Raw genomic sequence first — 12,262 nt, 5'->3', positions numbered from 1 at the left:
CTTGGCTCATTAGTGAAATTGATGTTTTAGTGAAGTTTAGACAACAAAAACTTATCTTTATTTCTGCTTGACTACCCACTCAATTCTCCTCAAGGTTTTTTTCGACTTTTTCAGCAAACCCTATTTATACATTAAAAACTTTTCAAACATCCTATAAGTGGGATACTAAGCTTTTGTGTGTTTAATTTATATTAAGTCTAGCGGGCTGTCCAGCCCGCACCAGATTAGGATGATCAAAGTATCATTGAACATCATGCCCAGATACCCCATCCAGACGCTAGGTATTTAATTAACCTACATGAACCGCAAAACGTACTAGATTTTCTTGACCAAACTGCAATGAATCCCCATTCATGAGTCGATATTGGACACCAGGACTTAAAGGAGTTCCGTTTAAATAAATACCATTGGTACTCATGTCAACAATCATGTAGCTATTTTGCGACCAATCCCAAGACACTCGCGCATGACGACGAGAAACTATTCCTTCGTTGGGGATACCAGTTAGGTCAATTTCTGGGGGAATAGTAATGCTTTGACTGCGGCGACCAATAAAACCTGCTTCCCCTGACCATTGAAATTCTCTACCTGAAAAGTGAATGAGTTTGAGAAGTGGTACTTTGGGTGTCGGTGGGGGATAAGGTGGCTGTATAGGTTGTATGGGTGGGCGTGGCTGATAATTGGTTTGATCGTCAACTGGGCGTTGGTTGATAGGTTGAGGTGGTGTTGGTCGTGGTGTGGGTTGAGGTGGTATGGGTGTCGGTATCGGTGTGGGTTGAGGTGGTGTGGGTTGAGGTGTAGGTGCTACTAGATTACCCAAAGGAGTTCCACACCAAGCGCAAACCTTGGCATTATTGGGTAGGATTTTGTTAAAATATTCACAGCTTGGGTTAGGACAACGATTTGCAGCCATAGTTATTTAAATCATCAGGTATGGGTTGTAAAGGGACAAGACCTACTTTACTAAGTAAACACTGACCCTGACGAGTAGTTAGTATCTCAGCAAAGGTAGAACCAGCAGGAGGGCGGCTGTTGTCTTTGGGGTAAACTACAAATATAGGGTATCCTAAAGGGTAACTTTGGAAAGCATTAACATCAAAAAAATAGTCATCATGCTGGCAGAGGTTGTCTGAAGTTTTCAGAGGACGGCGTTCGCGTTTTTGAAATAGCGGTTGAATAGCTGGTTTGTTACCATCTACTATAGCTAATGGATAGCCTGTACACTGTCCCTTGATTTTACTAATCATGCCAAAGCCAATGATACCAGTAGTTTGTCCGTTGAGAATTTCTTGACGGATTTGATTTTGGGTTCTGGTTGTATCCCACTGAGTCACTTTGGCTGCAAATAAAGCTTGATCCTGGGGGTCATTTTTTAGCACTATTTCTATAAATTTACTGTTGGCTTCTGGTTCTGTAGGGGCAAATGGTCTAATTTCTAAATTCGGCAGATTACTATTAATTTGCTGCCAATTTGTAATTCTTCCTGTATAAATTTCACGCAGTTGATCGATTGTAATTTGACCACCGAGTGCATCTGTCATATTGTCATTTTTTCTACTAAATTCGACATAGACTAATAACCCATCATAAGCAACTGATTTTTTATCTAGTTCCCCTGATATTTTCTGAGTTAAACTGGTGATGGCAAAGTCTTTTTCTCCTGCTTGGACTACTGCTATCGGTTGCCCCAGATTTTCTAAATTTGATGACGCTACGGGAGTATATTTAAAAGTCGCTTGTGCTTCTGGTTTCGGTTGATATAGTAAATCTTCTAAACTGTCTTTTCCTACTTTTTGTCTGATAATAAAAGTCCATGTACCAGGATTTTCCCCTGTGTAATTAAATTGCCCAGCAGGTACATTATTTACATCGACAAATCTCCGCCGCAGTTTAGACCATTGTAAATATTTGCTACTATCATCATGTTGTTTAAAATACTTAACATAAGCAAAAATTCCTCCTCCCAATAATAACAAAACTATGATTAATAACCACATTGATACTTTTTTAAGACTTTGCTCAGGTTGTGTTTGAGAAGATGAATCTGAATTATTTGTTTGACCTTCTTTGGGTAATTTTATGAGTGCTTGCCGTGCTAATTCTGCACTTGTAAAAGGTGTATGTATGCCAATTAATTTTTCAATAAACTGCTTTAAATAAATATCTGTAGTAGACCAATGTTGATTGTCTCTGGGGTCTAGAGGTTGATTATCAGCATAATTTATCGTGCTTCCTGCTAGTAAATAAAAAGCTACTAGTCCTAATGATTCTAAATCTTTTTCTTTTTGAGCAGGTGCGGGTTGGGTAATGGCTGGGGGAATAAATAAGTTTTCCCAAATTGCTAAATCACAAAGATATATAGAAAATTGTTCATGTTTGGTTAATTTATTGGTTAATTTAATTAATATACTATCTAAATTTATGTTGCTGTGAGCAATACCTTGTTGTACTTGGTTGGAGGGAAAACGTATTTTTTGACTGTGGAGAAATTCTAGAGTTTGTAGAGATTGATTTAGTATTTCTCTCACCTGAACGGCTGTCATTTTCCCGTTTTGGATGAGATATTGATGTAAGGTTTGGGATGCTTCTATGGCTTGGGTGATTAAATAACAACGTTCTAATTTTTCATCAGCAATGGACTCCAAAGTGTTAACTAAGCGAAAATTTTGCATTCTACTATCTGCTAACTTTATTCCTCCTAAACGTTGAAAAAGTTGTTTACGATCGCCTGATTCTTGGTCATTAAAACAACGTTTGGGCAGCAAATATTCTTTGATTTCTACAGGCTGTTGATCCTTAATTTTTACACCCGAATATAAGCGCCCATAACCCCGCACGCCTAAATAATTAGTTACCTGATATGTACCAGAGTTACCTTTTATTTCTGCTTGCTCTGATAAAGTCGCAGGAAAACCACATTCTAGACAGAATTTAGCACCTTTGAGTTCTTGGGCGGTTTGGCAAGGGCGATCGCAATTTAAAGGATTATTGTATGAACAGGTGTATTCTGGATAAAAGGAAGCAAATGATGTCATATACAAGAATTTTTCACCATTATTGTGATTCCATTTTCACTTTAAACGAGTTTTCTGATTTCATAGCTTATATCCGACGCTGAAATAAAACCCGTCATCCTGGGCATTTACACCACGGTCATCTAAATTAATTAAAGGTAGACTGTAATCTAAGCGTATATTGAAACCTGGTACAAGTTGCCATAAAACTCCCACTCCCGTACCAGCTAAAAAGGTTTGTCTCTGTAGGGTGTTAGGGTTATCATCTTTATTCCAGACATATCCTAAATCAAAAAATGGCGCTATTTTGATTGATGAGTTGCCTTTTTCATCTTTAGATAGTGTGATTTGATTTTCTACAGCAAATCTTACTCCGTTGTCACCTGCACGGGCATTTTGCCGATAACCACGTACTGACTGACCACCACCAATTATAAATTGCTGTGATGGTAATAAACTGTTAGGTGTTAATTGTACTTCTGCTTGGGCAAATAATAAATAGTTATCGCTGATTCTTTGTATTCTTTGTATTTGTCCTAACCAACTGAAAAACTGACCATCAGGAATAGGATCGTCGTTTCTGGTAGCATCAAATACGTTTATACCCAGACTAAATAAAGAACGTAAAGACCATGCACCTTGGAAATCCCGTGATAAATAGTCTTGTCCAAATTTAATTACTCGTGTTCTGCTGTTAGCGTTTTCATCTGGTCCAAAACCGAATCCTGTCGGACCTGCAAAAGTAAAGGTTTGACCATCTTGGATACTAAAACCCAAGGATAATGCAAATTCTTGGCGGAGCGATCGCACTAAAGGTTGACGAAAACTGATTTCATAGAGTTGGGACTCACCGCGAATATTGGCATTTTTAAAAGGTTCTTGGATAACTTTATTATTATTAATAGCTGTTCTCAGTTGCACAGTCCCATTCATGGTATTTACTGGGATGCGATAACTGAAATCATAGACATTTGATCCGCCTCTGGCTGTAAAATAATAAGATGCTGCCAGTTCATCACCCCATCCTGTGAGATTACGATAAACCGTATTGATACCAAATCTTTCTGAACCTACACTTGGTGGGGAATAGTTATCAACATTTAAACTAGCTTCTAGAGGGTTAGCTTCGGTAACTCTGACTACTAGGATATTTTCACCCAACTTAGTACCCGGACGGAGACTACCTTCTACGTTGGAAAATAAGGGATCTATTCTTAATAATCTTAACTGCTCTTCTATATATACTGCGGACAGGGGTCTTTTCATTCCTAATGCTACACGCGATCGCACATAATTAGGATGAATATGTTTTGTTCCTTCAACTTCAATTTTCTCTAAACCTCCTTCAATTACCTGTATTTTTACCACACCATCGGTAATTGTTTGGTTAGCTAAAATTGCCCTTGAGGTCAAATATCCCCGATCTAAGTAGAGTTGGGTGATCGCATCAGCAACTTTTGTCAGTTCTTCCAAGCTCACAGAACGTCCTTCTACTTCCTTAGTCAAGGTGTTCAATTGCTCTTGGTTAAAAATTGTACTACCGACTACTTCAATTTTATTAACTTGAATCTTTTCCGTTTCGGTTTCGGTTTGAGTTTCAGTTTGAGTTTCAGTTTGAGTTTCGGTTTCTGAAGGAACTATTGGTTGATCTTCCGGTGTCAGTGGTTCAGCATCAGGGACAGGTTGTATAAATCTTTTCTCATTGGTGTTATTTGCTGGATTTCCCGCTTGTGCTAAACTATTTTTTGATATTTCTAAGAACACTGAAGAACTCACAACATCCGTATTCTTTACTACTTCTTGATTGGATTCTAACTGTTGATTTGGTTTATTTGTAACTTGTGTTAGCAGATGATCAGGTTGTTTTAATAATACAAACGAACTAGATGATCGAGCATGACCTGGTGATGCAGAGAACAATAGCAGCGTACTGGGAATGAAAAATACACATAAATTTCTTCCTTGTAAATACCAACGCATAAAATTACTACCCCTGTCTTTTATTTTTCCACTTATCACTTATGTTTATATCAGCTTGTAGTTTTTAGATTAACACGCTATGTTCTCTTGAGATCGAGAAATGGCAAAATTTTAGTATTTTTTCCATAATATACAAAGGTGAGGTTGCATAGGATAAATTAGGATAAATATTGATGCACAGTTAGAATACATCTTCAGATCCATGTTATAGCTAATTTCGGATTGATTTTTATAACTGAACTTCTACCTTTGACAAAAACGAAAACCTGTGCTGTTGTCAAGACTTTTTAATCAATTTTTAATCAATAACTATGGGATTTTTATTACTATCATTTTGGAGTCGTTCATGATTAGCAATTAAATAATCAATAGCTTTTTTAAAATAGCCTTGACTGGACTTATCAAATACAGTATTTTCTAAATCCACAGTTTGTAATTTGCGCTCTAGTTTTAAGCGATAATCATCATCATGAATTAATCTTAAAACTATTTTCATATATTCTGCGGGATTCTTAGCAATTAATTCATCAAAACCAATGATTCTCAACATCTGTGAACCAATCCGACTATACCATCTATTACCTTCAAAAGTTACCATTAATTTACGTAAATATAAACTATCGGACACAATATTACAACCCCCAAAATGATAGGATTCAATACATAGATCTCCTTCTTCCATCATTTCCATATATTCATCGTACATTTTGACGGGAACTAACTCAAAATTATCCTTTCCTAAAATTGATTCTAGATCTTTTTCAAAGGGAATAAAATCATTTTTATTAATTAAAGCTCCACCCGAAAAGAATCTAAATAATAAAGGTTTTTCAGCATTATCAATAATTTCTTTTAATATGTTTAGCATCGGAAAATTAACTTTTTGGGCAAACCAAGAACAATTAATAATAAACTCAGAACGTGATTTTTGCGGTTTTCTTAAATCATAAATAGGATGATTATGTACTACACCAAAACCAGGTAATAAAACTAATCTTTCCGAATAATTTCTATCGGCTAAATTAATATTTTCTACATTAGCACTACTAATATAATAATCTATTGTTGAGCCAAAAGTGCTGACAGAATGACCTAAACTACAAACTTGTATAGGTGCTAATCTTAAATTAGATAAAAATATACTTTCATCACTCATACCAATATCAGGATAAAAAATTAGTTGAAAATCATTGTTAGCGATCGCGTCAATATTTAAACTACCATTTTCAAAAAATACATATTTCATTCCCTTAAAACCCTCAATATCTAAATTATTTCTCACACCACCCAAATGAACCAAAGTTAAATCATAACCGGACTTCAAAGAATTAACAAACTCTGCGAAAGTCCGGTATACAGAATGTTGATCAAACCATAAAGAGGTAATGATAGCGATTTTTTTAGGATCTGGTTTATTAATAATTTGTGCATTTTGACAAAAAGGACTTTCTTGGATAGCTTGATTAACTTTATACTTAATTTCATGATCTTTATTTTCGTCAATGTAGGTAGCACCAAAACAAATTTCTGAGATATTATAGAAAATGTTTAAATTTTCATGACGGTATGACAAATGTTCACGGAGACTATAATAAGCGGTTTTATTAACTAAAGCGGATTTATAAAGTCCCAAAAAATGCGAATACCATAAACAAGCCAGATGAGGATTAGTATTGAATAACAGATCCCTATCAAAATTAACATTATTTCTAGCTGAATATAAAGTTAAAATTTTGACAAAGTTATTAGGTTGATTCTTGAGAATTTCTAAATAACCATCAGTATTTTTAAAATTTGATATGGCTACCAAATTAGCAATAGTAGGATTAAGTTGAATAAACTTGAGAGTATAAGTATCACCAATGATATAATCAGGCTGGGTGAAAAAATATAAAAAATTCTTCACAAAAGCATCAATAAAGTATTGACATTCTGGCGAAATTGTAAAATACGTATTCTCTGCAAAATGCCAGATGATTTCTAAAAAAATATCCGATAATTCATCATATTGTTGATTAGAATATATGGTGATTAATTGTTGAGGATTGAATTGAGGTAATTGGGTATTATCAGTCATATTATCAGTCATATTATTAGTCATTGGCAAATTGTACACTACATCTTCTGTTTATCCCCTAGTGATGGGGTAATAAAAATTTATTTTTCTAATAGGACACTTGTCCCAGTAAAAATTTCCAACAAGAAACTCTTGACACTCCCCGGTCTAAAGATGCGGTCTACATTCACAGAATCGCCATTAGACGACAGGTTAACACCAATAGCCCAAGAGGGCAAATCTCCTTGAGCGTAAGTTACCGTGTGTTCTGCGGTACTTAATCCCAGTTTAAAAACTGATACCTCTGAAACATCCTTTCAGATTGATTATTATAATATACATCTCCAGAAAAGAAATAATGGAACCTATTTATGGGGGCAGGTCGAAGCTTATGGGATATCTAGATGTCTGATTTTTACGTTAAATTATCGCCCAAATGCTTCGCCCCTACAGTGCATAACCTGAAATCTTTGGTATATCTTTTTCCGAGAGGCGTAATGATAATATCTCAAAACGTCCATGTTTTGAAAGCTTGTTTTCAAAGTTTTTTATGTAAGATATAATACCCCCATATCCCTTAAATCCCTCTTTTCAAAGCAGGGCGTTTTCAACGTGGGGGTAAATTGTCAAATCATTTCCTAAACCGACAGGGAAATATAGGATCTAGTTGATGAAGATTACAATTTGTGACAGATGAAGCAAGTTTTGTTACGAAAATATATAAAGGTGAGATTACATAGGATAAAAATTGATGTATAGTTAGAAAGCGTGTCCAGGTTATGGCTAATTTCGGATTGATGTTATGCTGAAAAGTCGATATAATCAGTTATTCGTCCTACTAACTCTTTTATCTCAAGTAAGTGTAAAACCAGCAAATGCACAGATTACCCCAGCTAATGATGGCACTAATACTCTAGTTAACACTACAGGCCAACAAATTAATATTACTGGAGGTACTCAAGCTGAACAAAATTTATACCACAGTTTCCAGCAATTTGGTTTAAATCAAGGTCAAATTGCTAACTTTTTAAGTAATCCTAATATTATCAATATACTCGGTAGGGTGACAGGGGGCGATGCCTCTGTTATTAACGGTCTGATTCAAGTTACTGGTGGTAATTCTAATTTATTCCTGATGAATCCGGCTGGGATCATCTTCGGTAATAATGCTAGTTTAAACGTACCAGCATCATTTACCGCCACTACAGCTAATGCTATAGGTGTAGGCAATAATTGGTTTAACGCCACAGGACAGAATAATTATAATTTATTAACCGGCAATCCTAATAGTTTTGCTTTCTTAAACCAAAACTCTGGGGCAATATTAAATACTGGAAATTTAATTACCAATCAAGGAAGTGTCACCTTATTAGGTGGTACAGTAATTAATACTGGTACCATATCCACCCCCAATGGTAATATTACCATTGCAGCCACACCCGGCGAAAAATTAGTAAAAATATCCCAAGAAGGCAGTTTATTAAGTTTAGAATTACCTATAGATCAAAGCGGATTAAATGAAGTAACAAATACTCCTTCATCATTAGCTCAATTATTAACATTGACTAATGTGAATCATGCGTCAGGAGTAACAGTAGAAAATGGCCAGTTAAAATTAACAAGTATTAATCAAGTAGTCCCCACAGAAACAGCCACAAATATTATATCAGGAAATATCCAAGCTAAGAATACAATTAATATATTAGGCGATAAAATAGGGATATTTAATGGGAATGTTAGCACATTAGGAAGTAATGGGGGCAATATATTTATTGGGGGAGATTATCAAGGAAAAGCCACACTACCCACAGCCCAATTTACCTATATTGACCCAAATAGTAATATTAAAGCCGAAGGAATTAATGGCGGAAATATCATAGTGTGGTCAGATCAAGCAACCAGGATATATGGTAATTTAAGTGTCAAAGGAAATAATCAAGGCGGATTTATAGAAACCAGTAGTAAGGGATATTTAGACATTACTACAGTGCCAGATATTTCAGGACAAAGTGGAGGAACTTGGTTAATAGATCCTACAGATATTGTCATAGTAGCAGGAAGTGGAAATAGTAATATTAATAATAGTAATCCCTTTAGCTCCACAGGAGATAGTGCTTCTTTAGGAGTAGATTTAATCACCACAGCATTAAATACTGGAAATGTCACAGTAGCAACAGGTTCGGGGGGAACACAACTAGGAAATATTAGCTTAAATACAGATTTAAACTATAGCGGTGCTACATCAACATTAGAATTAAAAGCCCATGGCGGAGTGAATATTAATGGCAATATTAATAGTTCTGTAAATCCATTAAATGTAATATTAACAGGGGATAGTCAAAATGCAGGGATTGATGGGGCAGTATCAATATACTCAAATATAACAACAAATGGGGGGAATTTAACCGCCACAGGAAAGACATCAGTAAATGGTTTTGCAGGACTATTTGTAGTGAGTCAAGCAAGTATTAATACAGGAAATGGCAGTATTAACTTCACCGGTACATCATCAGGAAATGGAACTGACTCACGTGGTATTTCTATAGGAGGAACATTAACAACAACTTTAGGAAATATCACATTAACAGGCAATAACACTAATGCTAATGGTAATGCAGCAGGAATTAGAACATTTAATCAAGCCATCACTTCTAATATAGGTAGTATAACATTAACAGGCACATCAGCAGGTAATGGTCAATTTGCTAGAGGTATTAGTGTAGAAAGTGGTGTATCAACAACTAGTGGAAATATCACATTAACAGGCAATAACACTAATACTAATAGTAATGCACCAGGAATTGTAGTATTTAATCAAATTACCTCAAATAGCGGTAGTATAACATTCACGGGTACATCAGCAGGTAATGGTAGCCTTGCTAGAGGTATTAATGTAGTAAGTAGTGTATCAACAACTAGTGGAAATATCACATTAACAGGCAATAACACTAATGCTAATGGTAATGCAGCAGGAATTAGAACATTTAATCAAGCCATCACTTCTAATATAGGTAGTATAACATTAACAGGCACATCAGCAGGTAATGGTAACGCTGCTAGAGGTATTAGTGTAGAAGGTAATGTATCAACAGATAGTGGAAATATTACATTAACAGGCAATAACACTAATACTAATGGTATAGCCGAAGGAATTTTCAGTAATCGAGCCATCACTTCTAATGCAGGTAATATCACATTAATTGGCAGTTCTAATAGCGCTAACGGTGGAGTAAATATTGGCAGTGCTAATATTACAGCCAACTCCACATCTGCCAACGTTAATATATCTAGTAATGTCGGCAATATCGTACTAGGAAATATTCAAGATAGTGGCAATTTAACAGTAAATTCTGCCCGAACAATTACCCAAAATACCAATACAAGTATCACAGTTGCTAATAATGCTAACTTCACCACCACCTTAGCAAATACAGGCAACGTGACTGTTACTAATAACAATGCTAACGGCACAGTATTAGGTAATAGTACAATCGGGGGAACATTCACCTTAACAAGTGCTGGAAATGTCACTCAATTTAGTGGGGAAAATTTACAGGTAGCAGGAAACGCTAGTATCACAGCTAATGGTTTTACTGCTTCTGGAAATAATAATAGTTTCTCCCTACTAACTACTAACAATGGAGATTTATTAATAGATAGAGTAGGAGTGGTAACATTAGGAAATGAAACTATTACAGGTAATCTGACAGTCAATAGTAAAGCAACGGGATTTGGATTTAATGGTACTTATGGCAATGATGCCATAGTATTAAATAATTCTAATAATAGTTTTGGTGGCACATTAACACTAAATACAGCAAATACGGGCGCAAATATTACAGGAAGTGCCGATATTAATCAAGGAGTAAATACCACTGTAACAGTAGCAGGAAATACCACATTAACGGGAGCAAATATTACCTTAAACAACAATACCAATGACTTTAATCAAGTTAGTGTATTAACAGGAAATAATGTCAGTTTACAAGATGCAAATGATCTCACATTAGGAAATATTCAAGATAGTGGCAATTTAACAGTAACATCGGCGGGAACAATTACCCAAAATGCAGGTACAAGTATCACAGTTGCCAATAATGCTAACTTCACCACCACCTTAGCAAATACAGGTAACGTGAATGTTACTAATAATAATGCTAACGGTACAGTATTAGGTAATAGTACAATCGGGGGAACATTCACCTTAACAAGTGCTGGAAATGTCACTCAATTTAGTGGGGAAAATTTACAGGTAGCAGGAAATGCTAGTATCACAGCTAATAGTTTTACTGCCTCTGGAAATAATAATAGTTTATCCCGACTAACTACTAACAATGGAGATTTATTAATAGATAGAGTAGGAGTGGTAACATTAGGAAATGAAACTATTACAGGTAATCTAACAGTCAATAGTCAAGCAACGGGATTTGGATTTAATGGTACTTATGGCAATGATGCCATAGTATTAAATAATTCTAATAATAGTTTTGGTGGCACATTAAGACTAAATACAGCAAATACGGGCGCAAATATTACAGGAAGTGCCGATATTAATCAAGGAGTGAATACCACTGTAACAGTAGCAGGAAATACCACATTAACGGGAGCAAATATTACCTTAAACAACAATACCAATGACTTTAATCAAGTTAGTGTATTAACAGGAAATAATGTCAGTTTACAAGATGCAAATAATATCACATTAGGGAATAGTAATGTTAGTGGCAATTTAACAGTCAATGCTTTAACAGGAAATATAACTCTAGTTAACACGACAGCAGTAGGAAATATTATTGCTAATAGTGCAGCGACAACCACATTTAACACAGTTACCGCTGCAAGTTTACTAACAAATGCAGGTGGAACAACATCATTAAATGGCAATATTACCACCACTGGAAGTCAGACTTATAACGATAATGTCACCATTGCGAATAACCCCACATTAACAGGAAATGGAATTACCTTTAATGAACTTGTAGACGGTAATAGTAATTTAACCTTGAATGCAGGTGCAGGAAATTTAACATTTGAGAAAAATGTCGGTAGTACAACACCGTTAAACACTTTAACAGCCACTGGTAGTAATATAAATATCAAAGGTAATGTCAACACTACCGCACTGCAAACTTATAATAGTCCAGTAACTTTATTCAATAACAGCACCTTCACAGGCAATGGTATTATATTCAATAATACCCTGACTGGGACT

The 12,262-nt window shown here is 35.4% G+C and carries 5 protein-coding genes; 1 reads left to right on the top strand and 4 read right to left on the bottom strand.

The features are described from left to right. Positions 1–289: 289 nt before the first annotated feature. From FFR48_RS19400 to FFR48_RS19385, 4 genes are all read right to left on the bottom strand, one after another. The gene (locus FFR48_RS19400; RefSeq protein ID WP_096572515.1) at positions 290–913 is read right to left on the bottom strand and encodes an FHA domain-containing protein; all 624 of its coding nucleotides are present in this window, start codon (positions 911–913) and stop codon (positions 290–292) included. Next, complete coding sequence (locus tag FFR48_RS19395; RefSeq protein WP_137668508.1) at positions 891–3,035, bottom strand: substrate-binding domain-containing protein; 2,145 nt, start codon at positions 3,033–3,035, stop codon at positions 891–893. The genes FFR48_RS19400 and FFR48_RS19395 overlap by 23 nt, the downstream gene beginning before the upstream one ends. 60 nt (positions 3,036–3,095) lie before the next feature. Beyond that, complete coding sequence (locus FFR48_RS19390) at positions 3,096–4,994, bottom strand: ShlB/FhaC/HecB family hemolysin secretion/activation protein (RefSeq protein WP_137668507.1); 1,899 nt, start codon at positions 4,992–4,994, stop codon at positions 3,096–3,098. A 298-nt stretch (positions 4,995–5,292) separates the two neighbouring features. Further along, the gene (locus FFR48_RS19385; RefSeq protein WP_201277649.1) at positions 5,293–7,095 is read right to left on the bottom strand and encodes an O-linked N-acetylglucosamine transferase family protein; all 1,803 of its coding nucleotides are present in this window, start codon (positions 7,093–7,095) and stop codon (positions 5,293–5,295) included. Between the two features lie 757 nt (positions 7,096–7,852). On the opposite strand from FFR48_RS19385, the gene FFR48_RS19380 reads away from it, so the two are divergent. Then, positions 7,853–12,262 (top strand): beta strand repeat-containing protein (locus tag FFR48_RS19380; protein WP_371851461.1); only part of this gene is annotated, 4,410 nt, incomplete at its 3' end.

The sequence above is a fragment of the Sphaerospermopsis reniformis genome (assembly GCF_005402885.1).
GTDB lineage: Bacteria > Cyanobacteriota > Cyanobacteriia > Cyanobacteriales > Nostocaceae > Sphaerospermopsis > Sphaerospermopsis kisseleviana.
This window is presented reverse-complemented; position numbering and strand designations above follow the sequence as displayed.

Coding starts and splice junctions, on each gene's coding strand:
- FFR48_RS19390 (WP_137668507.1), bottom strand. CDS start 4,994: ATGCGTTGGTATTTACAAGGAAGAAATTTATGTGTATTTTTCATTCCC.
- FFR48_RS19385 (WP_201277649.1), bottom strand. CDS start 7,095: ATGACTAATAATATGACTGATAATATGACTGATAATACCCAATTACCT.
- FFR48_RS19400 (WP_096572515.1), bottom strand. CDS start 913: ATGGCTGCAAATCGTTGTCCTAACCCAAGCTGTGAATATTTTAACAAA.
- FFR48_RS19395 (WP_137668508.1), bottom strand. CDS start 3,035: ATGACATCATTTGCTTCCTTTTATCCAGAATACACCTGTTCATACAAT.